Raw genomic sequence first — 26,913 nt, 5'->3', positions numbered from 1 at the left:
AACAGTTGTGACTGTCAATCTTTTAATTTTTTAATCCTTTCGGCACGGCTGACAATTTCCTTTATACGGAAACCGAAATAGCCGTCCACAATAACAACCTCGCCTCTGGCGATGACCTTATTGTTAATCACGAGTTCAACCGGTTCGTCTGCGGATTCGTCCAGTTCAATGATATTTCCCGATCCCATTGTGAGAATATCCTTTAAAAACATATTTGTCGAACCCATTTTTACACTTACAGGAACGTCAATATCAAGAAGCAGATCAAGGTTGCCCGGAGTGTGTCCGTGTCCGCCCCCGCCGATGTCGGGTATATGCATCCCCGCTTCATCGTCGGGAAACTTGAAAGCGGCTCCGAAATCCGGTTCCTCGCTGAGCGCAGCACCGGCAGAACTGCCGCCGCCGAACTCGTTCAAAAGCGTTATATCGGTATAAAAGCGGAAAGTGGTCTTAACTGAACCTATGCCCAGGGAAGCGTCCACTATCATATATTCATCCGCCTGAAAAAGCGCAGGCGCATCATTAATCATTACATCGTCTATTCTGAAGGAAACCTTAATTCCGGTCTTATCTTTAACAGGTTCTCCACATGCCGCCATAAGCTGAGATGCGTACTCTTTTATTGCATCCTTGTCGTCCGGTTCAAGCTGTTCCTTGCCGGGTTCATCCATCATCATCATGAGATTTGTCATGTATGTTATGTCAGCAGTGTTGAACATAAGACCTGCTTCCGCTCCGGAGTTTTCTTCCGTAATAAGGATAAGGGTCTGTTCCTCATAGCCGGAAGTAAGCTCATCGGGTCCTGCGGAGCTGACCTGTGCAAAGGAGAGGCTTACGTCTTTATCAATGGACATGCTGGAGATGGTGCTTTTGAACACATCCTGAAGGACATTTGTCAGGGGTGTATGTCTGCTGTCACTCAGCGGTGTTTTCATCGTTGTTCTCCGTTAAAAATTCGGTAATTTTCACAGCTTTCTTAACTCCGAGCGTGCCCACGGTGCCGAGGAATTTCTTTTTGTTGTTGAGGAATATCTCGGAAGGTCTGTCGCTTTTCACCTTGAACATGACAAGATCGCCCTTTGAAAGCTCAAGTATCTCCTCAATGCTGAGTTTGCTGTGCCCCATATAAACGTTTGTGAACACTTCAGTTTCGTTGAGGATGCTTAAAATCTCCTGTTCGTTGTCGCCGACGGCTCCCTTTTTGGCGCCGATGAGCCAGTCTGTTGAACTTATCTTGCCAAGAACCGGTTCAAGGACTATAGCCGGGATACAAAGGTTCATCATGCCAAGAACCTCGCCGAACTTTACCTCGAAAACAACAAGAATCACGACCTCGTTCTGGGAAACTATCTGTATGATATGGGGGCTGTTTTCCGACAGCTCCTTTTTCATGCGTATGTTTGGTATTATCTGGCGCCACACTTCCTCAAGGTCTTTGAGAATAAGGCTCAGAATACCGTCCATGATATGCTGCTCAAGGGTGGTGAGCTCCCGCGTGTTGAAAAGGGGCTTGCCCATACCTCCGAGGAGTTTGTCAACTATGGGGAAAACCAGTGAGGGGTTTATCTCAAGGACTGTGTTCCCCTCCATGGGTATCATGCTTATGATGTTAAAACTTGTGGGGTCGGGCAGTGACATGAGGAACTCGCCGTATGTCATCTGGTCAACGGACGTAAGGGTAATGTCCGTGATGGTTCTCAGATAATTCGACAGTGTGGACGAGAAGTTTCTCGCAAACTTGTCGTGGAGGTTGCGTATGGAGCGAAGCTGTTCCTTGCTGACACGGTCGGGTCTGCGAAAATCGTAGACGGAAATCTTCTTGGGGACGAAATCCAATTGTTCGACAGTATCATCCGACATCTCGTCATCTGTCGAGACAGTGGACAGCAGGGCATCAATCTCCTCCTGACTAAGAATATCCGCCATTTATCACCCGTTATTTGCAGTATGCAACGATTCGCTGGTATATCTCGTCCAGAGGAACGACTTCGTCGTGTATGTTCGCCTCAACAACAGCTCTGGGCATACCGTACACAACGCAGGACGCTTCATTCTGGGCAATCACGTTTCCGCCTTTCAGCTTGAGAAGCTGGAGACCTTTCATCCCGTCGGAGCCCATGCCCGTCATGATAACGCCGAGGGCATCTCGTCCGATGCTTTCAGCCACGGAGGCGGCTGTAACGTCAACGCTGGGGATGTGCAGCGAGTTCGAAGGTTCGGGGCTGAGTTCCGTATAATAGTGGGGACCCACTTTTTTCAGTTTCATGTGTATGCCGCCCTTTGCGATGTAGACGGTGTTGGGCTCAAGCTGTTCTTTGCCCTGCGCTTCGACAACGTGCACCTTGCTGAGAGAATCGAGTCTCTGTGCGAGGGATTTTGTGAAATTCGGAGGCATATGCTGAACCACCAGCACCGGAACGCCGAGGTCTGCGGGCAGCATGGGTATAACTTTCTGGAGTGACTGGGGACCGCCTGTGGAGGTGCCTATTATCACCAGTTTCTTTTTCGATGTTATCTTGGGAGCAGCTTTGGTTATCATGGGAGCCGCGGGAGCCGTCATGCCGGACGGAGCCATCGGCTTTCTCATGGTTCTTGCGAAGAAAGCCTTGCGTCTTCCGAAGTTTTTCACTTTTTCGCGCAGGTCGTCCTCAATTTTGAGCACGCCGAAACTGGCGAAGGATTTATCTTTCGGGATGAAATCCACGGCGCCGAGATCCAGTGCCTTGAGCGTAGCCTCAGCTCCCTCTGTGGTGAGCGAGCTGACCATGATGACGGGCAGCGGGTTTTCCGCCATTATTTTTTCCAGAGCCGTCAGTCCGTCCATTCTGGGCATCTCTATGTCCAGTGTGACAACGTCCGGTTTCAGTGTCTTTACCTTGTCAATAGCTTCAATGCCGTTGCTGGCTGTGCCAATGACCTGGATATCCGGATCTTTGGCAAGCATACCTTCAATTGCCTTACGCATGAAGGCGGAATCATCAACAACAAGCACGGTTATCTTATTCATAAAACTCCCTCAGTCTCTTCTGGAGCTTCGCCGCGGCAGCGGAGTGTATCTGTGAAACTCTGGATTCGGTTATGCCCAGAACCTCGGCGATCTCCTTCATAGTAAGCTCTTCGTAATAATAGAGCGAAACGACGTATTTCTCTTTTTCTCCCAGCGCGTCTATTTCCTCTGCGAGTTTTTCCACAAGCATGTTCCTCACGGTTTCATCTTCGGGGGTGAGCCCGTTGAACTTGATGAAATCCACAAGAGTGGTTTCTCCGTCGGGACCTATGGTCTCGTCAAGGCTGAGCACCTTATCGTTTTCCATAAGCTCCTGAAGCCTGTGCACCTCTGTTTCGGTGAAATCGCTGTTGCTGACAATCTCTTCGACACTGGGCTTAACTCCCTCCTTGCGGTAGTGTGTTTCCATGTGTCTTTCAAGCTGTTTCAGCCTTGTGCGGACGTTGCGCGGGAGAAAGTCCAGGTTGCGCAGAGTGTCCAGTATGGCGCCTTTGATACGTCTTTCGCCGTATGTATAGAAATTTACGTTTCTGTCTTTGTCAAACCTTTCCAGAGACTCTATAAGTCCCAGACAGGCGGAGGAGTAGAGGTCGTCCACATCCACGCTGTCGGGCAGAGTGGTGCTGATGCGCAGAACCCATGACTTGATCTTCGGCATGAACTCCGTAATGATCTGGTCTTTCTCTTCCCTGCTGAATTTGTTGCCGGATGCAGACTCGTATGGCGTCACATTATTTTCCTGAAGTTAATTAAAATACGGTCTATCATAAAAAACAGACTTTTCGCGATCATATAAATCGCAAAGAACATTATAATGTCCCTGATCATATAAGTCAATTTTACATCAAAAATTATGAATTTCACCACAAATGAGATCATGAACACCGTTGAAGACAACAGGAGCGCCATTTCCCTGTAAGAAAGATTCATACCGTCCTCCTGCGAAACTGGTTCACTTGAAGACTCCCCTCAGCTTTTCATAAAGATTCTGTTTTTTCTGCTCATTCTCAAGCTGCCCCGTTATCTTTTTTGCGATGGGCAGAAGGTCTTTAACATATGGCGACGTCGGAGCGAGTATACAGACGGGTTTTTGGCTTTTAACGGATTTTATCAGCGTTTTGTCCTCGCGCAGATAGCCCAGAAGCGAAAGCTCAACGTTAAGGAATTTCTGAGCAACGTTTTTCATGCTTTCAAAAATACCCTTAACACCCGCAACGTCGTCCACCCTGTTGAGCACAAAGTGAATCTCCTGAATGCCGTACTGGAAATGCACGACCTTCATAAAAGCGTATGCGTCGGTTATCGCGGTAGGTTCCGGCACTGTGAGCACAATAACCATATCCGCGACGGAAGTGAACCGTATCACGTTTTCCGAGATTCCCGCGCCCGTGTCGAACAGTATGAAATCATACTGTCCGTCCAGCAGAACGAAGATGTCCAGCAGCTTTTCATGCTCCTGTTCAGACAGATTTGAAAGCTCAACGAAGCCGCTTGAGGCTGGGATGACATCAACGCCGTAAACGTTGCGTTTTATGATGTCATTAAGGGTTGCCTCCCCCGTCAGATATTTTCTGATAGAGGCGGAAACGCTGATGTTGAGCAGAATGTCAACGTTGGCAAGTCCTAGGTCTGCGTCGAAGACGAGGACTTTTTTGCCTAGCTGTGCCAGCAGACATGCGAGGTTAACGGCAAAATTTGTCTTGCCGACACCGCCTTTACCGCTGGAAATAGAAAGGTAAGTCGCCTTTCTGTTCTGCTCCCATGCTTTCTTTCGCAGGCTGTGTGCCTGATCCGTCATTTATCGCTCCATAGGGACGGTATCTCTCTGAGCACCTGAGTAGCAATTTTTCTGCCATCAGGTAACTCCATATCGTCCGGTACATTTTGTCCTTTTGATAAAAGCATAACAGGTGTTTTTTTCTTTATCGGCAGATTTATCAGCGGACCGAAAAATTTTGTTTCGTCCAGCTTTGTGAAGATCATGTATTCCGGCATGAGCTTAGAATATCTGTCATATGTATCGGCAAGCTCCGCATGGTTGCAGCTCATTGAGAGCACCAGAGCCACTTTTATGAGGGGGCTGACTTCAAGAAATTTTCTCAGGTCGCCTATCTGTTCGTTGTCGAACTGGCTTCGCCCCATGGAGTCTATGAACACGTACTCATAATCTTTGAGTTCGTAAATCGTTTTTTCAAGCTCCGCAGGGGAAGATGCAACGCGCAGTGGTATGCTGACAATCTCGGCATAATTTTTAAGCTGTTCCACCGCACCTATGCGGAAATTGTCGATGGTTATCAGTGCAACGGATTTTTTGAGCTGAAGACTCAGGTTCGCCGCTATTTTCGCTATCGTTGTGGTCTTGCCAACTCCTGTTGGACCAACAAGCGCCAGCACCTTCTGTTTTATCATGGAGAAGTAGTCCTTTTCCATGGGTATCAGGTCGCCGAGAAGCTGCACGGAAAGGTTTTTCACCTGATTCCGGGTCAGTCCCGTCGCCGCACGTTTCTCTATTTTTTTCAGAAACTTGTATGCGATGTCATCATCAACGCCGTTTTTGAGGAGGATATTGTAAAACTCAAGCACAGGCTGGGACAGATCCACCACAAAGCTGTCCTTCATGCCGGACTTTATTTCCATCATCTGACGCTTGATTTCCGCTATATCGCTGACAAGCCCTTCAAACTTGTTGAGTCCGAGGGTGTTTATTATTTCCGTTATCTTGTCCGATTCTGATTTCTCCGGCACGGACGGCTTGAACTGCTGGGGCTTATAAGTATTTGCGTATGGGTTTGCAGCGGCGGGGGCGGTTGTTTTAACGCCTGTTTTTTTTGCGTTTATTACCCGCTCGTCGTCTTCAATTCCGACAGTCACCTCTATGATAGGGCGCGAAAATAGACCGAAGCTGTTGTTCTTAACCACCTTGCGGGTGGAGAGAATCATAGCTTCCGGACCAAGCTCCTCCTTTATGAGCTTCATGGCCTCCTTCATATCGAAGACTTCGTACTTCTTGATTCTCATATATTAATCTCCAGCATACCGAGGCTTTCAATCCTTACGCTGTCGCTTATCTCATTATGGGACATAATATTGATGTTGTGAACGAATTTTTCAACAAATCTCCGCATTGGCAGCCTGATAGGCGGCGAAACAATAAGCACAGGCGGCAGGCTCTTTGCGATGCACTGGTCGCTCTTTTGTATTATAGCAGAGAGAATCTTCTGTGCAACGGAAGGGTCTATGACTATTTCCTGTCCGTCGTCCCCTTTCTGTATGTTTGTCGCTATGAACTGTTCCACCTTTGATGGGAGGGTGAAAACATAAAGTTTTCCGTCCGCGGCGAGGAAACTTTCGGTTATCTGGCGTTTTAATACGGCGCGCACCCGTTCCGTCAGGAAATCGGGGTGTTTGTTCTGCATACCGTAGGTTGCCAGTATCTCCAGAATCGTCTGTAGGTTTCTTATGGAGACGCGCTCTTTCAGCAGAGCCTGCAGAACCCGGTTTACAGTGCCGAGGTCGAGTATCGCCGGAATAACGTCGTCCACCAGCTTGGGATATTTCTCCTTGAGCTTGTCCAGAAGCTCCTGAGTCTCCTGTCTGCCCAGAAGTTCGTGGGCGTTGGATTTGATTATCTCCGTGAGGTGCGTCGCAATTACGGTTGACGGGTCAACTATGGTGCAGCCTTCAATCTCCGCCATTTCTTTGACAGCCTCGTCAACCCATTTGGCCTCAAGTCCGTATGCCGGTTCCTTTGTGGGTATTCCGTCGAAATTGGCGACTGTGCCTTCGGGGTTCATTATAAGGAACTTATCAGGAAATATTGAGCCTGTATTTATCCTTACGCCTTTCAGCATAACGGCATATCCGTTTGCGTCAAGCTGTAAATTGTCGCGTATGCGCACAGGAGGCACTATGAAGCCCATTTCAAGTGCGAGCTGACGACGGATAGCCTTTATGCGGTTGAGCAGTGTTCCGCCCTGGTTGGCATCAACGAGAGGGATGAGTGCAAAACCTATCTCCAGTTCGAGTATGTCCATCTCCAGCAGGCTTTTCACCTCGTCCTCTTCCGGAACGGGTGCTTTCGCTTTTTCCGTTTCCGCCTTTTCCAGTTCTTTTTCCTTCTCTTTCCCTGAGGTTTTGGTCAGCCTTGAAAGATATATGAACAGAGCACCCAGAAGGATGAACGAAAGTTTAGGCATACCTGGGATTATGGCGAAGAACAGAAGTATGCCGCCTGTTATGCCCATAACCTTGGTGCTGTTGAAAAGCTGACCGACAAGCTGACTTGAAAGGTCGCCTCCGGAACCTGCACGGGAAACAATAAGACCCGCCGCGGTGGATATAATCAGTGAGGGTATCTGCGAGACAAGACCGTCGCCGATGGTCAGGATGGTGTATCTCTGCGCTGCTTCAAGAACCTCCATTCCGCCCTGAACAACGCCTATCACCAGACCGCCCAGAATGTTGATAACTGTGATGATGAGACCCGCTACGGCGTCTCCGCGAACGAACTTACTGGCACCATCCATAGAACCGTAGTAGTCCGCCTCCCTCTGTATGTCGATACGCTTCTGTCTTGCCTCATCCTCGTTTATCATCCCGGCGTTAAGGTCGGCATCGATTGACATCTGCTTGCCGGGCATTGCATCCAGTGTGAATCTGGCTGCAACTTCCGCGATACGGGTTGAACCTTTGGTGATAACCATAAAGTTGATGATAATGAGGATAAGGAACACTATAATACCGACGGCATAGTTACCGCCGACAACAAACTGTCCGAAAGCACGTATAACTTCACCCGCAGCATCCTCTCCCTCGTAGCCGTGGAGAAGGATAACTCTGGTGGTCGCAACGTTCAGAGAGAGTCTGAACAGTGTGACGATCAGAAGCACTGTGGGAAATGTGGAAAATTTCAGCGGCTGGTCGGAGTGTATCGCCACCATAAGTATGATGATAGAGAACGCAACGCTGGCGGTGAGCAACAGGTCGAGCAGAATAGCAGGTACCGGCAGTACCATCACGGCGATAATAGCCATGAAAAAGACTGAGAATGAAATCTCCTTCTGCTTTAGTATGTTCAAGTATTCTTTGGCGTCAGCCATCTATCACCTTTTTTGCCGTTTATATGCGTCGCTCTACGTCGTCATATTCCGTTCGCTCGCAACACATACAGAGTACGTATGCTTTTGCTCGTCTCACGAAATTTTCCTTGTATAGCTTGCATCTAAACAGCAAATTTATAAGATAAGGTCGTCTGCTATTTCTTCTTAAATTTATCCACAAGTGCAAGAATTTCCGCCACGGCTTTGTACAGATTTTCAGGTATTTCATCCCCTATGTCAACCGTTTTGAAGAGAGAGCGGGCGATGGGCGGATCCTCGTGCACGAGGATGCCGTTTTCCTTTGCAACTTCTCGTATTCTGAGCGCCATAAGTCTTTGACCTTTTGCAAGGCATACCGGTGCTCTGTCCTGTCCGATGTTGTAACGCAGGGCAACGGCATAGTGGGTGGGGTTTGTTACGACAACGTCAGCCTTCGGCACATCCTCCATCATCCTCTGACGCGCCAGTTCTCTCTGTGCCTTGCGTATACGCCCTTTTATCTGCGGATCTCCCTCCATCTGCTTGTGCTCATCCTTGACCTCCTGCTTGGTCATTTTCAGATCCTGCTTGTGCTGATAACGCACGTAGGCATAATCTATAAGCGCCATAACCAGAGCCAGAAGGCTTATTTTCCATACAAGCTCATACATGAGCGAACCGAAATATTCGATAATATCCTGAATATCCGCATCGGCAAGGGTGACTATCGTTTCAATTTTGCCCTTAACTATGAAATATGCAAACCAGCCTACCACGAAAATCTTAAAAACAGATTTGATAAGCTCAACGAGACTTCTTTTTGAAAAGAATCGTCCGAAACCGGTGAAAGGGTTTATCCTGTCCAGTTTAAGTTCCAGAGCCTTGGGCGTGAACACGAAGCCCACCTGCATTATGTTGGCTGCAACGGATATGAACAGCAGCAGTCCCATAAAGGGTGCGACAATGAGTCCCGCCTCTTTGGTGCAGAAAACCAGAAGCCCCATAAGACTGTCTACGGAAATGTTGTGGTCCTCAATAGTAAGCAGTTCACGCATGAGTCTGCCGAATCCCCGCATGAAATACGGTGCATAAAAGTGCAGAAACACGGCGCTGGAAAGGAGTATGAGAGCGGTGGAAAGCTCGCGGCTCTTGGGTATGTTTCCTTCTTTGGCGGCGTCTGAAAGCCGCTTCCCCGTTGGGTCTTCGGTTTTGCTTTCGTCGGCCATATCAGAAATACCTTATGAGGTTTGCAACCTCTTCAAAATATCTGTGCAGGAGCTTTTCAAAGACTATGTAAAAATAGCTCATCCCTATGGCGAGAACCGTCATGCCGACGGAAATCTGTATGGGAAATCCTACAATCATGAGGTTTAGCTGCGGTACCATACGTCCCATGATCCCCAGCACAAGCTGGAGTATAAGAAGCGTTATGAAGACAGGCGCGGTTATTTTAAGCGCCGTTATGAAAATGGTGGAGAACATCTTCGTTATATAAAGAAAAGAGTCCGGATTGATGGCGTGTATGCCGACCGGTATCGTGTCAAAGGATGCCCGTATCGCCTGAATAAGCAGAAGGTGCCCGCCTACTGCTATGAAGATAAGTATCATAGCAATGTTCATGAATTGGGAAATGATGGATATTGAGATGTTCGCCTGCGGGTCGAAAACGTTGACCACACCAAAGCCCATCTGCGTACCTATTATCTGTCCGCCGAGCTGTACCCCTATGAACAGCATCTGGGAGAGCATCCCTATGCACGCGCCGAGGATAACTTCTCTGCCTATCATAAGGATGAGCATGGGTCCCGAAGGGTCGGGCATGTCCAGCTTTTTTACGGAAGTATATATTATCATGGCAAAAACCAGTGAGAAAAGCATACGGATATGCGGTTTGATGACGTTGCTGCCGAAAACCGGAGCGGTGAACATTATCGCCGCCGTGCGTATCATAACCATAAGAAACGTGACAAAAAGGGATGTGTCGTATAAAAAGTCGAACATGACACATTCTATTGCCAGTCACAGAGAATTACAACGGATTTCAGGAAAAAACACTTTCATTTGTGCCGCCGTTATGTAAAATTATAGATGGGAAAGATTTTATCGAGGTTTTTAATTGTCCAGAATAAGTTTTGAAGACGGATGCAGGATGCTTGCCGATGCCGATTTTTTCGAGCTGGCGACCCTTGCGGACGAAACAAGAAAACGGATGCACCCCGAAGGCGTAGTTGCGTATGTTATAGACCGCAACATAAACTATACGAACATCTGCACCTGCAAATGTTCGTTCTGTGCCTTTTATAAAGATATAAAGGACGAGGGCGGATATGTCATAAGCCATGAACTGCTCAGATCCAAAATAGACGAGACAAAGGCGCTGGGCGGTACACAGATACTTTTACAGGGCGGTCTGCATCCCGAACTGGGCATAGGTTTCTATGAGGATATGATGCGCTTCATAAAGGAACAGGGGGTCTGGATACACGGACTTTCTGCACCGGAGATAAGCCACATCGCAAAACTTGAAGGAATTTCCGTTGAGGACACCATAAAAAGACTGGTCGCCGCCGGGCTGGATTCCATTCCCGGAGCGGGTGCGGAGCTGCTGGTGGATTCAGAAAGGCAGCTGGTAAGCCCTAATAAGATATCTTCCGATAAATGGCTTGGGGTGATGGAAACGGCGCACGGACTCGGTTTGAAGACCACGGCAACAATGATGTTCAAAAAAACGGATAAAGTTGAGCATATCATCGAACATTTTGATAAGATAAGGAGTGTACAGGACAGAACGGGGGGCTTTACGGCTTTTATCCCGTGGCCTTATCAGCCTGCGAACACTGAACTGGGGGGCGAGAACGTCTCCGCTGTGGAATATCTGAGGCTGCTTGCGATGGCGCGTATCTATCTGGACAACGTGCCGAACATTCAGGTATCGTGGGTCACTCAGGGTCCCAAAATCGGACAGACTGCGCTTCGTTTCGGCGGAAACGACTTTGGCAGCCTTATGATAGAGGAGAATGTGGTGGCTGCGTGCGGCGTGGGTTTCCGCATGAGCATCGAAGAGATAAACAACAATATCCGCAAAGCGGGATTCATCCCCGCCCAGCGGGATATGCAATATAACATTCTGAGGTATTTCGACTGAAAAGAGAGTTTCTGGAGGTTCTCGTTGAGATCTCCGAAAAAATGAACAGCATGTTCGAACTGCACAACCTCCTTCCAGCTATCATAAACATAGCGAAGGAATATCTGGGGGTAAAGCGTATCTCCCTGATGCTCATAGAAGATGAGTATCTGAAGATGTACGCCCACGCAGGATTTGAGGTGGATCACTCGTCGGTACACATCCGGCTCGGCGACGGAATAGCCGGAAAGGTTGCCAAGACCGGAATAGAGGTGATGTCAAACAAAACAGATACCGAAAACGACGTTCTCGGTTATCAGACATCTTCTTTTATGTCCGTTCCGCTGAAAAAGGGTGACAAAATCCTCGGCGTGCTCAATCTTACAGATAAAGAGGACGATTTTTTCACCGAAGACGATGTGAAAATTGCACGTTATATCGCCTCTCAGTGTGCACTGGGGGTTGACAGATTTAACATGTACAGCGACATGCGAAAAAGTGAAAATCTCAGGGTGATAGGAACGCTTAATTCCGCCATTGCCCACGATATAAAGAATCTGCTGAATATTGTTCAGTCTTATCTGGAACTTATGGCTCTGGAAAAAGATATCAAACCGGAGATGCAGGAATATATTGATGCAATCCACTCCGAGGTTAAGCGGATTCACGGGCTTACAATGGATATTCTGGATTTCTCCAGACAGAGGGTTTCGATATCAATAGAAACCTTCCGCATATCCGAGCTGTTTGATGAAATCAGAAAACATGCTAATATAATGACCAGAGATACTGACATTCATGTAGATGTCAAGGTTTTGGACGATATTATAATGAAGGTGGACAGGGGCAAGATTTTCAGGGTGATTTTCAATCTTGTCTCGAACGCCATAGATGCTCTGCCCGGTACGGGTACTGTGAGACTCACCGCCGGAAAAGATGGAGACATTTGTGTCATCAAAGTGAGAGATACCGGAAAAGGGATATGTAGCGAAAATATAAAAAAGCTGTTTCTGCCCTTTTTCACCTCCGGCAAAACCAAAGGAACCGGACTGGGGCTTGCCATTGTTAAGATGATAGTTGAAGCTCACTGCGGTACAATCGATGTGGATTCGGAAGAAGGGGTGTACACCGAATTTACCGTGAGGATACCATTTAATTATGAATCTTTTAAAGAATTACACAGGCAGGGATGAAAAAGAACTCGTAAGGCTCATGTCTGAAAGATACGGTCTTGAGGGTGCTGATTTTATTACTTCGCGGGATGAGCACGGAAGGATAATCGTAAAGGTTGTCAGTGATAAGGTTGTGTCTCCTGCCCTGGATGTCAGGGTCACGCCGGATGGTTTGCGCGCATATCTTGACGTTTATCCCGGAATAAACACCGAAAGCAAGGTGACAACCGACGACATCATGGTGCTGTTCCAGCACGAAAAAATTACAGTAAATATCAACCGCGAGGCGATAAACAATGTGGTCAGACTCGCCGGAGAGGGCGGCATATCCGAAAAGGTTCTCATTGCCGAGGGTGTTGAGCCCATTTCAGGCAAGAATTCGCAGGTTGTTTTGAATTTTGAACCCATAAAAAACACCCCAAGGATACTTAAAAACGGCAGGGTGGACTATAAAAATGTTGATAACATAAGGGTTGTTAACGAAGGCGACCTGCTTTTGACCAAAAAGCCGGCCACTGCCGGGGTCAGAGGTCTGACTGTTCGTAACGAGGAGATTCCCGCAGAGGCGGGCGTTGACACGGAAATTTACGCCGGTGAAGGCGTGCGTGTGGAAAACAACAAAACCGAATTTTACTCTATGACCGACGGATGCGTGACTTTCACACGCAACACGCTGGAAGTCAGCCCCGTATACACCGTCAGAGGGGATGTTGACTACGGCACAGGAAATATAGTATTTAACGGCAGCGTATATATAAAGAATGACGTGCTGGCAAATTTCTCCGTTAAGGCGGAGAAAGATATCTATGTCGAAGGGGTCGTTCAGGATGCGGAGCTTATAAGCGGCAGCAATATCATTGTTAAGCTGGGTATCCGCGGAGAGGGCAGAAGCGTTATAAAAGCGAAGGGAGATGTTTTCTTCGGATATGCCGAAAACGCCCACATTGAGGCGCGCGGAAATATCGAGGTGCTGAAATACGCATACAACTGCCGTCTGCGGTCAGGTGGAAGGATAGAGGCTGTCAAAGACCCCGGCATAGTGGCGGGAGGCGAAGTTACGGCTTTCGAAGAAATCCGCATACTTCAGGCGGGAACAGTTGGCAATTCAAAATTTACCATGAGCGTCGGCACAAAGTTTTATTTTGAAAGAGAACTGGAAGAACTTAAAACAAATAAAGATAAATATGTTGAAAACAAAGCGAAAATAGATGAGTTTCTCGGAGGGGTTAACCTTAAAAAGAAAGAGGTGCTTGAAAATCCTAAAGTACGGCAGCTCATCGCGCTTAGAAAGCAGTTGGACGGAAAGATAGCGCTGGCGGATGCCGCCATGAAAAAGCTGATAAGGGAAGCTCATCACCCCAGACCTAAACTGAAGGTGCTTGGTGAACTTTACGGCGGACTTGACGTTCAGGTATACAGAGAACGTGTATCAATCAGGGAGAACCAGAGGAACATGGTCTACTACTTCGATGATAAATATCAGAAGATAACGGCGATTTCACTGGAAGACAAAGACTGGAATGATGAATGACCATATAATTATCAAAGGTGCAAGGCAGCATAATCTAAAGAATATCAATCTGAATATTCCGAAAAACAGGCTGGTGGTTATAACGGGTGTTTCCGGTTCCGGAAAATCCACTCTCGCCTTTGACACTCTATACGCAGAGGGTCAGAGACGCTATGTGGAATCTCTTTCCGCATACGCCCGCCAGTTTCTGGAACTTATGGAAAAACCGGATGTGGATTCAATTGATTTCCTGTCGCCCGCAATCAGTATCGAACAGAAATCCATCAGCCGCAACCCGCGCTCAACTGTCGGCACCATAACGGAAATTTACGACTACATGCGTCTGCTCTGGGCAAGGGCGGGCAAGGTGCACTGCTATAGCTGCGGACGTGAGGTTGCAAGCTATTCCGTACAGCAGATAGTGGACAGGATAATGGCTCTCGGCGAGGACGCGAAGGCGGAGCTTATGGCACCCGTTGTCCGTGGGAAAAAGGGCGAATACAAAAAACTCTTCGAAAAACTGCTGAAAGACGGTTATGTCCGCGCATACGTTGACGGTGAGATGAAAAGGCTGGAAGAGCCTATCGAACTGGACAGGAACGTTAAGCACAGCATCTCCGTTGTCATAGACAGGCTCAAAATAAAAGAGGGCATAAAGCGCAGGCTCACGGACTCTGTGGAGACGGCGCTCCGTCTTGGCGAAGGGCTCTGCGAAGTTGCCGAAGAAGACGGCGTGACCCTTTATTCACAGAATTTCACCTGTCCCGACTGCGACATAAGCATCGAAGAAGTGGAACCGAGAAGTTTCTCGTTCAACAACCCTTTCGGTGCCTGCCCCGAATGTGAGGGACTGGGGGAAATGCAGGTTTTCGATACCGACGCCATAGTTCCCGACCCGAAACTCAGTGTCCGCGAAGGCGCTCTGAAACCATGGGAACAGTTCGATAACTTCCATTATTACAATACGCTTGTGGCGCTTTCCGAACAGTTCGGGATAGATATGAACAAGCCTTTCGGCACACTCGACAGGAAACATCAGGATATCCTTCTGAACGGTATGGAGGAGCCTGTCAAACTGTACACCTTTAAGGGTGATAAAAAAATTCCCTATGAAAAACGTTTTACAGGGGTATTCGGCTATCTTAAAGAGAAGCTGTATACCGGAACCATGGCAGACAAGGAATTCGCCAAGCAGTTCATGTCGGCACAGGAGTGTCCTTCCTGTCACGGCAGCAGGCTTAAAAAAACAAGCCTTGCGGTTCGAATCGGCGGGTTGAACATTGCCGAAGTCTCCGCAATGAACGTTAAAGAGGCTCTGGATTTCTTCTCCGTTCTTGAGTTTGACGGCTTTATAAAAGAAGTTGCGGATAAGATAATCACGGAGATAAAACGCAGACTGGCGTTTCTTAACGATGTCGGTCTGAACTATATAACCATTGAGCGAAAGTCAGCCACCCTTTCCGGCGGAGAGGCGCAGCGTATCAGGCTCGCAACCCAGATAGGTTCGGGGCTTACGGGGGTGCTTTACGTCCTTGACGAACCGAGCATCGGTCTGCACCAGCGAGATAACGATATGCTTATAGAAACCCTGAAAAACCTGCGCGACATAGGCAACTCGGTTATCGTCGTCGAGCATGACGAAGACACTATAAACGCCAGCGATTTCGTTATAGATATGGGACCCGGTGCCGGAAGAAAGGGCGGCGAGGTGGTTTTTATCGGTCATCCCGAACTGCTGAGGCACAGCGAGACATCGCTGACTGGCATGTATATGTCCGGACGCAGAGTCATAGAGGTTCCGGCTGTGCGCAAAAAGTCCGACGGAAGATATATAGAGCTTAAAAACGCCACAGAACACAACCTCCGGGACGTCAGCGTTAAGATCCCGCTGGGACTTATGGTCTGTGTTACGGGTGTTTCCGGTTCAGGCAAATCAACGCTGATAATGGATACTCTTCAGGCGGCACTGAAAAAAAGCCTGCTCGGAACGAACATGAAGACCGGAGCTTTCGGCAGCATCACAGGCACTGAGCATCTTGATAAGGTTATAGATATAGACCAGTCTCCCATAGGCAGAACACCGAGATCGAACCCGTCCACGTATACAAGTCTTTTTTCCGATATCCGCGAGCTGTTTGCCATGACTCCGGACGCGAAACTGCGCGGATATAAAATAGGGCGTTTCAGCTTCAACGTTAAATCGGGACGCTGCGAAACCTGTCAGGGCGAGGGATACATCAAAATAGAGATGCACTTTCTGCCGGATATGTACGTAAAATGCGATTCCTGCCACGGAGCTAGATACAACCGCGATACGCTGGATATAAAGTATAAAGGCAAGAGTATTGCCGACGTTCTGGACATGACCGTCAATCAGGCATTTGAGTTTTTCGAAAATATTCCGAAGTTATGTAATAAACTTTCGGTTTTAAAAGACGTCGGTCTGGGCTATATTAAACTCGGACAGCCCGCGACCACCCTTTCAGGGGGCGAGGCGCAGCGGGTTAAGCTCTCTAAGGAGCTTATGAAAAAACCGACCGGTAAAACTGTCTATATTTTCGACGAACCCACCACAGGGCTTCATTTCGACGATATAAACAAACTTATCGGTATTTTCAGAAGGCTTACGGAGAGCGGCAACACTGTTATAATTATTGAGCATAACCTCGACGTCATAAAATGTGCCGACCATATAATCGACCTCGGTCCCGAAGGCGGGGTAGGCGGGGGCGAGATCATCTTCGAGGGGACACCGGAAGACTGTGTCAAATGTAAACAGTCCTACACGGGCAAATATCTGAAGGGAAAACTGTTGTAAATGAAAAAACTGTTAATTGCGCTTCTGCTTGCTGTGACATGCCTCTCCCTTTTTGCGGGCGACATCGATGAATATAACTCTGCGAAAAGAGATTTTGACTATATTGAGCACTCCGACAAAGTTACAAGGCGTTCCTATCTCATTGTAGCCGATAAGTTTTATAAGCTGTACGCATCTGCGCCAAAGGCGGAACTGGGTGATGATTCGCTGAATTACGCAGCCCAGACCTATTACCGCAGCTATACAAGATTCGGTTCAAGGGACGACCTGCTCAAGGCTCTGCGATATTTCAGGATACTTTCAGGCAACTACGACACCCCGCTGGCATCAAAAGCGTATCTTCAATCAGCAAAAATTTACGAACAGCAGAAAGATTATCCTTCGTCACAATATATGCTGCGCAAACTGGTTGCGAAATTCCCTAAATCCGAAGATGCGGCAGAGGCGAGATCGAAGCTGGGCGAGATAGACAGCCTGTTCGCATCCAGAACTCCTTCCGACAAACCCAAGAGACCGGAGCTTAAACCCAAAGCACCTGTAAGAACGGAAACTGTTGCCTATCAGCCTAAAGCAGAAGAGGACACGGCGGATAAGGCGCAGGCATCAAACAGGCAGACCAGCTTCGGAGACCCAAATTCATCTGTTAAATCCATCGACGGCAGAATTGCCATAAAACGTATAAGATATTTCACAACGCCCGATTATACCCGCGTCGTTATGGATCTTTCGGGAAAGATAGACTACGACCAGCACTGGCTGAAAGCTGACCCGTCCATACAGAAACCTCCGCGGCTTTTCATAGACCTTAATAACGTTGTGGTATCTCCGGAGATACCGCAGGACATAGAGATAAAAGACGGTCTTCTGCGCTCGCTCCGCTGGGCATACAACAGACCAGGCGTTGCAAGGGTTGTTCTGGACAGCGACAACGTTCAGGACTTCACAGTTTTTGCCATGCCTGATCCTGACAGACTTGTTATCGATGTGAGCAACGCAGTCGGCAGCCCGAAACATCAGCAGGAACCCAAAGCCCCTGTTAAAACGGAGGTGGCTTCATCGTCCCCTGTTCCTTCAATCAAGGGAACAGGCAGTTCCGCGACACTTGCCAGCGTTTTCGGGCTTAAAATCAGAAGTATCGTTATCGACCCCGGACACGGAGGGAAAGACCCCGGCGCCAGTTATTACGGGGTTAAAGAGAAAGATGTCGTCCTTGACATAGGAAAAGAGCTTTATGCTCTTATCAAAGAGTCTTATCCGAATATTGACGTATACATGACGAGAAACACCGACGTTTTCATCCCCCTTGAAGAGAGAACGGCTTTCGCCAACAGGAAAAAGGCGGATCTCTTCGTTTCAGTCCACATCAACGCTGCACCGAACAAAACCGCGAGAGGCGTTGAAACCTACGTTCTGAACGTAACAAACGACAAGAGGGCGCTTGCTGTTGCCGCTCTGGAAAACCAGACGACACAGAAGTCCATGTCGGATCTTCAGGGTATCCTGAAAGATCTGATGATGAACTCCAAACTGGAGGAATCGCTCCAGCTTGCGTCTTTCGTTCAGAAAAATCTTCATACCGGTCTTTATACCGACAGCCGATATAACCTCGGCGTCAAGCAGGCTCCGTTCTATGTTCTTGTGGGTGCGATGATGCCCTCGATACTGGTTGAATGCGGTTTCGTTTCGAACCAGGATGAGGCTGACAATCTTACCAAAGACAGCTACAGAAAAGAGATTGCAAAAGGTATATATCAGGGTATAACCTCTTACATTAAACAATTTAACGGTAATTAAAGATTACTTTTTTAATCGGAGACGTTATGAATCTTATGGTGCTTATCCTTGCGGCGGGCAAAGGGACGCGCATGAAGTCCGATACGCCGAAGGTACTATTCAAAGCAGCCGGAAAGCCCATGGTAGACTATGTTGTTGATGCTGCTTCCGGGCTTGGAGCGGAGCGTATCAACGTTGTCATCGGCAACGGGGCGGAACTTGTTCAGAAACACCTTGCCGGAAAGGCTGAATTTTCAGTTCAGACAGCACAGCGGGGAACCGGCGACGCGGTGATGGCGGCGGCGGACAGCATAAGCGGTTTTAACGGAAAGGTACTCATCCTCTGCGGTGATATGCCCCTTGTTAAACCGGAAACACTGAAAAACTTCATTGAAGCGGCGGAAAAACATCCTATATCGTTCATGTCCGTTAAGGTGAAAAATCCTTTCGGATACGGAAGGGTTATCCGCGGAATCGACGGTTCTGTAATAAAGATTGTTGAGGAAAAGGACGCGACGGAAGACGAAAAACGCGAGGACGAAATAAATACCGGCATCTATCTCTGCGACAGCAAAGAGCTTATGGCGAGGCTTGAGGGGATGGACTGCAACAACGCTCAGGGAGAATACTACCTGACGGATATTGTTAAAAAGGGTTCATACGCGCACCTTTGCAAGGACGAGACCGAGTTTCTGGGGGTGAACAACCGCGTTCAGCTTGCGGAAGCATCCCGCGTTCTCTGGGACAGGCTGGCGGAAAAGCATATGATGAACGGCGTTTCCCTGCTCGACCCCAAAACCTTCTACTGTGACGGTACGGTGGAGATAGACAACGACGTCGTTATCTATCCCAACGTTTTCCTTGAGGGGGACACAAAAATAGGCAGGGGCAGCGTGATATATTCCGGAACACGCATTAAGGACAGTGTTATCGCCGAAAACTGTGAGATCAAAGAGAACTGCCTCATAACTGAAAGCCACGTCGGCGCGGAAAGCCATATCGGACCCATGGCGCATCTCCGCCCCGGAAGCGTGCTTGAAGGTGATAATAAGGTGGGTAACTTTGTAGAGCTTAAAAAAGCTAAGATGGGTATCGGTTCCAAGTCGAGCCATCTTACGTATCTCGGTGACGCAGAGATAGGAAAAGACGTTAATATCGGCTGCGGAACCATCACATGCAACTATGACGGATACAGTAAATATAAAACTATAATTGAGGACGGGGTTTTCGTGGGGAGCGACGTTCAGCTCGTGGCTCCTGTTAAGGTGGGCAAGGGCGCGCTCATAGCCGCAGGCTCCACTATCACAAAAGACGTTCCCGCCGACGCGCTGGGCATCACCCGCGCGAAACAGCAGAACATGGAGGGCTGGGTCTCTGCATGGAAAAAGAAAAAAGGGGTTGAATGATATGTGCGGAATTGTCGGATATATAGGCGAACAGACAGCATCACATATACTTGTCGAAGGTCTCACAAAGCTGGAATACAGAGGATACGACTCCGCAGGGCTTGCCCTGATGGAAGCAGAAGGCATTGAGATCGAGCGCAGTGTCGGCAAGCTGATAAACCTGAAAAATCAGATAGCTGAAAAACGTTTTACGGCTAAACTCGGCATAGGTCACACCCGCTGGGCTACACACGGCAAACCCTCTTTTGAGAACGCCCATCCCCACAGGTCAAACGAGCTTACTGTTGTCCACAACGGTATCATTGAAAACTATCTGGAACTAAAAAAGTTTCTGTTGGATAAAGGATATTCATTCGCATCCGAAACCGATACGGAGGTGGTTGCCCACCTGATTCATGACAACTATGAAGGCAATTTGCTGAAAAGTGTTCAGAAAACACTGAAACAGGTGCACGGCTCTTACGGTCTCGCTATAATCAGCGAGAAGGAACCTGACAAAATAATCATCGCAAGGAAGGACAGCCCACTTGTAATAGGCGTTGGCGACGGTGAGATGTTCGCCGCAAGCGATATCCCTGCCGTGCTGTCACATACCCGCCGCTTCATATTCATGGAGGACGGAGATGTTGCCTGTCTGAAAAAGGACGGATACCGGATTTACGACAGTAACGACAACCCTGTAACAAGAGAGATAAAGGTTATTGACTGGAACCCTGTGATGGCAGAGAAGGCCGGATACAGCCACTTTATGCAGAAAGAGATACACGAACAGCCCAGAGCCATCATAGACACCATACGGGGTAAGTTCAGCCTTGAAAGCGGAACCATCGGAAACGAACTGCTTGAGGGGATACAGGACAGGATAAACAGCTTCAACCGAATAGTGATAGTTGCGTGCGGAACAAGCTGGCACGCAGGTCTTATCGGCAAGTTCTATATAGAGAAGTTCGCGAAGATACCAGTCGAGGTGGATATAGCTTCAGAGTTCCGCTACAGGGATCTCGTGATTGACGACAAGACACTCTTCGTCGCCATAACCCAGTCCGGAGAAACAGCGGATACACTTTCCGCCATGCGCATAGCAAAGAAAATGGGGGCTGCTGTGGCGGCGGTTTGCAACGTGGTGGGTTCAACCGTTTCCCGCGAGGCGGACAGCACTGTTTACACCCATGCGGGACCGGAAATAGGCGTAGCATCGACAAAAGCGTTCACAACTCAGGTGGCGAGCCTCTTTCTGTTCGCGCTCCAGCTTGCACAGACCAAAAAGACGCTTACGCCGGAGCAGATAAGACATTATCTTCAGGAGCTTGTGAGAGTTCCCGAAACCATAGAAAAGGTGCTGAAACAGGAAGACTATATTCTGTCTCTTGCCAAAAAGTTTAAGGATGCCAAAGATTTTCTCTATCTGGGCAGAAACGTTAACTATCCCATAGCCCTTGAGGGTGCTCTGAAACTCAAAGAGATATCCTATATCCACGCGGAAGGTTATCCGGCGGGCGAGATGAAACACGGTCCCATAGCACTGATAGACGAAAATCTTCCTGTGTTTATGATATGCCCTCAGTCAGCAGTTTACGAAAAGATAGCGTCTAACGTTCAGGAGGTTAAATCCAGAGATGGAATCGTTATCGCCGTTGTGACAGAGGGCGATACGGGACTTGATAAGCTGGCTGACCACAAGATAGAGATACCCGCTATTGCGGATGAACTCTCCGTTTTCCCAGCGGTTGTCGTTACACAGATATTCTCGTATTATGTGGCGAGTCTTCTGGGACTTGACGTTGACCAGCCGCGGAACCTCGCGAAATCGGTTACAGTAGAATAGTTTACGGGGCGGCTCTGTGCCGCCTTCTTTTTAATAATAAAAGGAGACAGTGTTGATAACGGAACTGACCTTTCTTGTGTTTCTTATACTTCTGAACGCATTTTTTGCGGCATCGGAAATAGCGCTCATTTCTCTGAACGACAACAAACTGAGGATTCAGGCTGAGAGCGGGGACAAAAAAGCGATATTGATACAGTCGCTTCTGAAAGAACCGGGCAGGTTCCTTGCAACCATACAGATAGGCATCACCCTGGCGGGGTTTCTTGCCAGTGCCTATGCTTCGGAAACTTTTGCTGACAGGTCGGCGCGTTACTTTGCAAGCACGTTTCCGGCTATACCCGAACAATGGCTGAAAACCATTTCAATGGTATTTATTACACTTATTCTTTCCTATTTCACACTTGTTCTTGGCGAACTGGTGCCTAAGCGCCTTGCCATGAAAAAGGCGGAATATATAGCCAGGCTGACTGCGAAACCTCTGCATGTACTTTATGTCAGCACGGCTCCTTTTGTAAAACTACTCTCTCTTTCGACGAATTTTTTTGTACGTCTTGCGGGGGTTAACCCAGAAGAGGAGGACGAAAACGTCACTGAAGAGGAGATTAGAATGATGGTGGACGTCGGCGAGGAGCGCGGAACCATCCACGAAAGCGAAAAACAGATGATCAACAACATCTTCGATTTCAACAACAAGAACGTGGCAGATATCATGACGCACCGCATAAAAATATGCGCACTGCCATTGGACGCCGGATTCGAAGAGACCATAAAGGTTCTGAAAACCGAGCAGTACTCACGTATCCCCATATATAAAGAGAACATAGACAACATTGTCGGTATTTTGCAGTCTAAGGACGTACTCAGCTTCCTTGCGGATAACCCGACAGGTGCAGGATTCACGCTGTCAGAGATGATGCGTGAGCCTATGTTTGTGCCGGAGACGAAACGGCTGGATCTTCTTTTCACCGATATGCAGGCAAACAAACGTCAGATGGCAGTCGCAATAGACGAATACGGAGGCACAGCTGGTATTGTTACGGTGGAAGATCTTCTCGAAGAGATAGTGGGTAGCATAGTTGACGAATATGATGAGGAAGAGCTTGAGATAACCGAGAGCGGGGGAAACATATTCGTTGTGGACGGCACTCTTAATCTGTTCCGTCTGCGTGACTTCTTTCTGGCTGAATTTCCTGTGGACGAGTTTGACACAGTGGGCGGCTTTGTCACAGGGCTTCTGGACAGGATACCCGTTACGGGTGACACCGCGGAGTGGAACAATTTTGTATTCACAGCGGAAGAGGTGCAGGATAAACGTATTACAAAGGTACGCGTGCAGGTTAAGACAGAGGACGAAGAGGACATCGTTTAAAATAGTATTCCGGTTCGCGGGGTCTCTTTGCGCAGGACGCTGGTCTCTATGTTGAAGTTTTTACGGCAGTATTTCGCATAGTTTTCAAGGAGCTCGTAGTCGTTGTTCTCCTCGCTGACATGTGCGAGAAAGACCTTACCGAGCCCTGTATCGCAAATGGTGCTGAGAAGTTTCACCGCATCCTTGTTTGACAGATGCCCCTTTTGTGACGCTATCCTTTTTTTCAGATATGCGGGATATTTGCCCGCTTCCAGCAGTTTCGGTTCATAATTCGATTCCAGAACCAGCACGTCTGTGCAGCACAGAAATTTTTCCACTTCTTTCGATACAATTCCAAGGTCTGTTGCGAAGGTGACAACCTTTTCTCCGAGGTTTATGCGATAGCCGAAAGGCTCGTTGCTGTCGTGGTTTATGTCGAATGGAATAACCGAAACCCCGTCTATGTCATATTCGCAGCCGCCGTCGAGAACGTAAATGTGGGATGTGGTTCCGACCGTGCCGTAAAGTGCGGACGCCGTGCCTTCGCTTGCGAATATTTTAGGTGAAAATCTGTTTATGAAAGGCTTCAGACCGCTCACATGGTCGTGGTGCTCGTGGGTTATGAAGAGCTGTATCTCTTTACCCTGAAAACGGGTTATGTCGATTGCTGATAGGATGCTCTTCATGGTGACGCCGCAGTCTACGAATACAACTCTGTCGTCAAGTTCAAGGAAATAGCAGTTGCCGGAACTGCCGGAAGATACGCAGTTAAAAGTCATACCGCTGCCGCTCTGTTGAATCTGCGGTAGAACTGTATAAAATAGAGGGATATTGCCCCATAGGCGTATACGGGTTCGCCTGAGTTGAGAAAACCGAACCAGAGAAAAAAGATGAGCAGATGAATCATTGTTCTTGTCCACTGAACAGACTCTCTGAACTGCCGGAAAAAGAACATTATGATGAGAGTAACGCATATGGCGGCAATACCTATGTCGCCCTCTGTGCCGGACGCGCCGTAAACCATCAGAACAGCCATCATGCCTATGCCGGTTATAATCAGAAAAGCAGTTGAAAAAGAGGTTTCAGAGGTGAAGAGATGCGCTTTAACAGCGCTTTTTGCGTATATTTTCGATGCGACGGATGCGGCTGTCACAAGAAGCATAAGGGTTAGATCGGCATCCTGCATCAACGCCGCGCCGACAGGTACCCAGAAAGGGATTGCGGCGAATGCAACGCAAACTGTGAGCGTCAGATTTGAATAGAACGACAGGAAACCTGCAAGCGTCATTCCTTGTCCGCCTTTTCCTTCATGGCTGCAAGTACATTCAGCGCCATGAGGGGGGTGATGCTGTTAAGGTCGAGTTTTCTAAGCTCATCCACAACAGGGTGGTCGTCGAACACCAGCATAGTCTGCACAACTCCGCCCGTATCCTTCCCGCTCCTGGGGGTATTCACTATACCATGAGGAGAAAGCTCATTCTTTTCAAGGTTTTTTAATATTTCGTAAGACCGCTTGACCACTTTTTTGGGCAGTCCCGCAAGCTCCGCAACGTGTATTCCGTAGCTCTTGTCTGCGGTGCCCTCTATAACCTTGCGCATGAAGATAAGCTCGCCCTTGTGCTCAAGTACCTGAGTTGCAAGGTTCTTAACGCCTGCATTGGTCATGGCTATGTCTGTCATTTCGTGGTAATGGGTTGCAAAGAGAGTTTTTGCTTTTACTTTGTCGGCGATGTATTCGGCTATTGACCACGCTATTGAAACGCCGTCGAAGGTAGATGTACCCCTGCCTATCTCGTCAAGGATAAGCAGTGACTTTTCAGTGGCATTATTGAGAATGTTGGAAGTTTCCACCATCTCCACCATGAAAGTCGATTCTCCACCGGCGAGGTTGTCGCTTGCGCCCACACGGGTGAATATCCTGTCCACAAGTCCTATCTCCGCTGAGGCTGCCGGAACGAAGGAACCTGTATGCGCCATCATCGTAATGAGCGCGCACATTCGCAGATAGGTTGATTTACCCGCCATGTTGGGACCTGTGATGATGGAAAGTCGGCTGTCCGCCGTGTTCATCTCTACATCGTTGGGAACGTAGCCGTTTCTGATGTTCCGCTCGACAACTGGGTGTCTGCCGTCTTTTATGATTATGGCGTCGCTGTCAGTGACGTGCGGTTTGACGTAGTTGTTTTTCACAGCGGCTTTTGCAAACGACAGGAGTACGTCCAGTTCCGCCGCAACGGATGCCGAATTTCTGATGCGCTGTGCGTTTTCCGCTATTTTCAGTCTGATTTCAGTGAAAATCTCATATTCCAGTGCAAAAAGTCTGGAATCGGCATTGAGAATCTTGTCTTCCAGCTCTTTAAGCTCTGGGATTATGTATCTTTCACCGTTTACTATTGTCTGCTTACGGACGTAGTGGTATGGCACCTTGTCCAGAGCACCCTTTGAAACTTCGATGTAATATCCGAAAACTTTGTTGTATTTCACCCTGAGGGTGCTGATACCTGTGGCGCTTTTTTCCCGCGCCTCAATTTTCATGAGGATGTTTTTGCTGTTGTCCTTTATGTCGCGCAGCTCGTCCACTTCGGCGTTATATCCGGCGCGGATTAATCCTCCATCCATAAGAGTCATGGGCGGATTGTCGTCTATGGCGCCGTCGATAAGTCCTGTAAGGTCGTCCAGAGCGTCAAATCCCGCAGCCATTTCGGCTATGAGCGGATTGTCGCAGCTTTCCAGCATGTATTTTATGATGGGGAAGGTCTTGGTTGAGTTTTTAAGCCATACGAGATCTTTCGCATTGCATCTGTTGGCACCTATTCTGGTGGCGATACGTTCAACGTCGTAAACTTCGGAGAGCTGGTTTCTAAGCCCGTCCGCAGTGTCCTGTCTGTTGATGAAAAATTCAGTTATCTCCTGCCGTCTGCGGATATTTTCCACATTGCGCAGCGGGTTCAGCAGCCATTTTTTCAGAAGCCGCGACCCCATAGTGGTCTGTGTATGGTTCAGAACGGAGAAAAGGGTGTTCTCCTCGCCGCCGTCCCTGCTGTTTTTCACCAGTTCAAGAGTGGAGGAAGCCACGCTGTCCAGATAAACCCTTTCGTCGTCAGTTACCAGGCGGGGTTTGAGAAGTTTAACGTCAAGCATTACACGCTGCAGGTGCCGGATAGCCATGTATACGGGACAGGCGAACAAATTATCGTCTATTCCAAGAGATTTCAGTGCCGCAACGCTGTAATATTCAGCCACTTCGCGCTGGGCGAGGCTTTCAGAAAAAGTGCCGAAAAAGCTGAAATCTGCTTCGTCGGTGACTTTGAAATTGCGCACGGTCTCTTTGGGGCTGTATCTGGCTATTATGTCCTTTACGGTTTCTTCGGTAGCGGGTTCGAGGTATATCTCGCCGGTGGATGAGTCCGCGAATGCCAGGCGGTAGTTTTTGTCGGATTTGTATATACAGGCAAAGAAGTTATTGTCAGATGCAGGGAGAGCCGCTTCATCAACAACGGTACCCGGGGTCATAACCTTCGTTACGCCGCGTTTCACAATACCTTTCGCCTGCGCAGGATCTTCGAGCTGGTCGCATATGGCGACGTTAAGTCCTGCTTTCAGGAGTTTCACAAGGTATGCCTGATAGCTGTGGTGGGGTACGCCGCACATGGGCATACCGTTCTCTTTGTCCTTTTCCCGCGAGGTGAGGGCAATTCCGAGGATTTTTGATGCGGTGACGGCGTCTTCGCCGAACATCTCATAAAAATCCCCCATGCGGAAGAACAGAAGGGAACCCTGATGCTTCTCTTTCATTTCATAAAACTGCTGCATCATGGGAGTGATCTTTTCCGGTTTGCTCACAGAAAGACC

Annotated in this window: 20 protein-coding genes; 8 read left to right on the top strand and 12 right to left on the bottom strand. The window is 48.4% G+C overall.

Translation table 11 applies throughout. The features are described from left to right. Positions 1–14 precede the first annotated feature (14 nt). From fliN to fliR, 9 genes are all read right to left on the bottom strand, one after another. On the bottom strand, positions 15–935 hold the full coding sequence (fliN, locus tag Q7P67_RS01050; RefSeq protein WP_303849826.1) for a flagellar motor switch protein FliN: 921 nt from the start codon (positions 933–935) through the stop codon (positions 15–17). Further along, complete coding sequence (fliM, locus tag Q7P67_RS01045; RefSeq protein WP_303849824.1) at positions 916–1,926, bottom strand: flagellar motor switch protein FliM; 1,011 nt, start codon at positions 1,924–1,926, stop codon at positions 916–918. Before fliM ends, fliN begins: the two co-directional genes overlap by 20 nt. 10 nt (positions 1,927–1,936) lie before the next feature. Continuing rightward, positions 1,937–3,007, bottom strand: coding sequence for a chemotaxis response regulator protein-glutamate methylesterase (locus Q7P67_RS01040; RefSeq protein ID WP_303849822.1), 1,071 nt, complete (start codon positions 3,005–3,007; stop codon positions 1,937–1,939). Further along, positions 3,000–3,737, bottom strand: a complete 738-nt coding sequence (locus Q7P67_RS01035) for a sigma-70 family RNA polymerase sigma factor (RefSeq protein WP_303849821.1) — start codon at positions 3,735–3,737, stop codon at positions 3,000–3,002. Before Q7P67_RS01035 ends, Q7P67_RS01040 begins: the two co-directional genes overlap by 8 nt. 222 nt (positions 3,738–3,959) lie before the next feature. Next, entirely contained in the window at positions 3,960–4,805 is an 846-nt protein-coding gene (locus tag Q7P67_RS01030; protein ID WP_303849819.1) for a MinD/ParA family protein, read from the bottom strand. Further along, the gene (flhF, locus tag Q7P67_RS01025; protein ID WP_303849817.1) at positions 4,802–6,025 is read right to left on the bottom strand and encodes a flagellar biosynthesis protein FlhF; all 1,224 of its coding nucleotides are present in this window, start codon (positions 6,023–6,025) and stop codon (positions 4,802–4,804) included. Before flhF ends, Q7P67_RS01030 begins: the two co-directional genes overlap by 4 nt. Further along, positions 6,022–8,106, bottom strand: coding sequence for a flagellar biosynthesis protein FlhA (gene flhA, locus Q7P67_RS01020; protein ID WP_303849815.1), 2,085 nt, complete (start codon positions 8,104–8,106; stop codon positions 6,022–6,024). Before flhA ends, flhF begins: the two co-directional genes overlap by 4 nt. Positions 8,107–8,261: 155 nt before the next feature. Beyond that, the gene (gene flhB, locus Q7P67_RS01015) at positions 8,262–9,311 is read right to left on the bottom strand and encodes a flagellar biosynthesis protein FlhB (RefSeq protein ID WP_303849813.1); all 1,050 of its coding nucleotides are present in this window, start codon (positions 9,309–9,311) and stop codon (positions 8,262–8,264) included. A 1-nt stretch (position 9,312) separates the two neighbouring features. Then, on the bottom strand, positions 9,313–10,086 hold the full coding sequence (fliR, locus tag Q7P67_RS01010) for a flagellar biosynthetic protein FliR (protein WP_303849812.1): 774 nt from the start codon (positions 10,084–10,086) through the stop codon (positions 9,313–9,315). A 115-nt stretch (positions 10,087–10,201) separates the two neighbouring features. On the opposite strand from fliR, the gene mqnC reads away from it, so the two are divergent. From mqnC to Q7P67_RS00970, 8 genes are read left to right on the top strand one after another with little or no spacing between them, the layout of a single operon-like run. Next, positions 10,202–11,230, top strand: coding sequence for a cyclic dehypoxanthinyl futalosine synthase (mqnC, locus tag Q7P67_RS01005; protein WP_303849810.1), 1,029 nt, complete (start codon positions 10,202–10,204; stop codon positions 11,228–11,230). A gap of 41 nt (positions 11,231–11,271) precedes the next feature. After that, the gene (locus Q7P67_RS01000) at positions 11,272–12,402 is read left to right on the top strand and encodes a GAF domain-containing sensor histidine kinase (RefSeq protein ID WP_303849808.1); all 1,131 of its coding nucleotides are present in this window, start codon (positions 11,272–11,274) and stop codon (positions 12,400–12,402) included. Next, entirely contained in the window at positions 12,368–13,912 is a 1,545-nt protein-coding gene (locus Q7P67_RS00995) for a DUF342 domain-containing protein (protein ID WP_303849806.1), read from the top strand. Before Q7P67_RS01000 ends, Q7P67_RS00995 begins: the two co-directional genes overlap by 35 nt. After that, complete coding sequence (gene uvrA, locus Q7P67_RS00990) at positions 13,905–16,709, top strand: excinuclease ABC subunit UvrA (RefSeq protein ID WP_369695983.1); 2,805 nt, start codon at positions 13,905–13,907, stop codon at positions 16,707–16,709. Before Q7P67_RS00995 ends, uvrA begins: the two co-directional genes overlap by 8 nt. Then, entirely contained in the window at positions 16,710–18,503 is a 1,794-nt protein-coding gene (locus Q7P67_RS00985) for an N-acetylmuramoyl-L-alanine amidase (protein ID WP_303849802.1), read from the top strand. It begins immediately after the preceding gene. Positions 18,504–18,529: 26 nt separating this feature from the next. After that, positions 18,530–19,888: a bifunctional UDP-N-acetylglucosamine diphosphorylase/glucosamine-1-phosphate N-acetyltransferase GlmU gene (gene glmU, locus Q7P67_RS00980; protein ID WP_303849799.1), complete on the top strand. Its 1,359-nt coding sequence runs from the start codon at positions 18,530–18,532 to the stop codon at positions 19,886–19,888. Position 19,889: 1 nt separating this feature from the next. Further along, positions 19,890–21,713 carry a glutamine--fructose-6-phosphate transaminase (isomerizing) gene (gene glmS, locus Q7P67_RS00975; protein WP_303849797.1) on the top strand — a complete coding sequence of 608 codons (1,824 nt, stop codon included), beginning with the start codon at positions 19,890–19,892 and terminating at the stop codon, positions 21,711–21,713. A gap of 52 nt (positions 21,714–21,765) precedes the next feature. Beyond that, positions 21,766–23,082 (top strand): hemolysin family protein, encoded by a 1,317-nt coding sequence (locus Q7P67_RS00970; RefSeq protein WP_303849795.1) that lies wholly within the window; start codon positions 21,766–21,768, stop codon positions 23,080–23,082. Here Q7P67_RS00970 and Q7P67_RS00965 read toward each other — a convergent pair. From Q7P67_RS00965 to mutS, 3 genes are read right to left on the bottom strand one after another with little or no spacing between them, the layout of a single operon-like run. Beyond that, the gene (locus Q7P67_RS00965) at positions 23,079–23,840 is read right to left on the bottom strand and encodes an MBL fold metallo-hydrolase (RefSeq protein ID WP_303849793.1); all 762 of its coding nucleotides are present in this window, start codon (positions 23,838–23,840) and stop codon (positions 23,079–23,081) included. The two genes, Q7P67_RS00970 and Q7P67_RS00965, sit on opposite strands and share 4 nt — an antisense overlap. Continuing rightward, positions 23,837–24,349 carry a hypothetical protein gene (locus Q7P67_RS00960; RefSeq protein ID WP_303849791.1) on the bottom strand — a complete coding sequence of 171 codons (513 nt, stop codon included), beginning with the start codon at positions 24,347–24,349 and terminating at the stop codon, positions 23,837–23,839. The genes Q7P67_RS00965 and Q7P67_RS00960 overlap by 4 nt, the downstream gene beginning before the upstream one ends. Continuing rightward, on the bottom strand, positions 24,346–26,904 hold the full coding sequence (mutS, locus tag Q7P67_RS00955; protein ID WP_303849789.1) for a DNA mismatch repair protein MutS: 2,559 nt from the start codon (positions 26,902–26,904) through the stop codon (positions 24,346–24,348). Before mutS ends, Q7P67_RS00960 begins: the two co-directional genes overlap by 4 nt. Between the last annotated feature and the right edge of the window lie 9 nt (positions 26,905–26,913).

The sequence above is a fragment of the Seleniivibrio woodruffii genome, assembly GCF_029267515.1.
In the GTDB taxonomy this organism is placed as follows: Bacteria; Chrysiogenota; Deferribacteres; order Deferribacterales; family Geovibrionaceae; genus Seleniivibrio; species Seleniivibrio woodruffii_A.
The sequence above is the reverse complement of the archived record's forward strand: the minus strand, read 5'-3'. Positions and strand labels throughout refer to the sequence as shown.

Coding starts and splice junctions, on each gene's coding strand:
- flhA (WP_303849815.1), bottom strand. CDS start 8,106: ATGGCTGACGCCAAAGAATACTTGAACATACTAAAGCAGAAGGAGATT.
- fliM (WP_303849824.1), bottom strand. CDS start 1,926: ATGGCGGATATTCTTAGTCAGGAGGAGATTGATGCCCTGCTGTCCACT.
- flhF (WP_303849817.1), bottom strand. CDS start 6,025: ATGAGAATCAAGAAGTACGAAGTCTTCGATATGAAGGAGGCCATGAAG.
- Q7P67_RS01030 (WP_303849819.1), bottom strand. CDS start 4,805: ATGACGGATCAGGCACACAGCCTGCGAAAGAAAGCATGGGAGCAGAAC.
- fliR (WP_303849812.1), bottom strand. CDS start 10,086: ATGTTCGACTTTTTATACGACACATCCCTTTTTGTCACGTTTCTTATG.
- glmS (WP_303849797.1), top strand. CDS start 19,890: ATGTGCGGAATTGTCGGATATATAGGCGAACAGACAGCATCACATATA.
- Q7P67_RS01040 (WP_303849822.1), bottom strand. CDS start 3,007: ATGAATAAGATAACCGTGCTTGTTGTTGATGATTCCGCCTTCATGCGT.
- glmU (WP_303849799.1), top strand. CDS start 18,530: ATGAATCTTATGGTGCTTATCCTTGCGGCGGGCAAAGGGACGCGCATG.
- Q7P67_RS01000 (WP_303849808.1), top strand. CDS start 11,272: ATGAACAGCATGTTCGAACTGCACAACCTCCTTCCAGCTATCATAAAC.
- flhB (WP_303849813.1), bottom strand. CDS start 9,311: ATGGCCGACGAAAGCAAAACCGAAGACCCAACGGGGAAGCGGCTTTCA.
- Q7P67_RS00995 (WP_303849806.1), top strand. CDS start 12,368: ATGAATCTTTTAAAGAATTACACAGGCAGGGATGAAAAAGAACTCGTA.
- uvrA (WP_369695983.1), top strand. CDS start 13,905: ATGAATGACCATATAATTATCAAAGGTGCAAGGCAGCATAATCTAAAG.
- Q7P67_RS00960 (WP_303849791.1), bottom strand. CDS start 24,349: ATGACGCTTGCAGGTTTCCTGTCGTTCTATTCAAATCTGACGCTCACA.
- fliN (WP_303849826.1), bottom strand. CDS start 935: ATGAAAACACCGCTGAGTGACAGCAGACATACACCCCTGACAAATGTC.
- Q7P67_RS00985 (WP_303849802.1), top strand. CDS start 16,710: ATGAAAAAACTGTTAATTGCGCTTCTGCTTGCTGTGACATGCCTCTCC.
- Q7P67_RS00965 (WP_303849793.1), bottom strand. CDS start 23,840: ATGACTTTTAACTGCGTATCTTCCGGCAGTTCCGGCAACTGCTATTTC.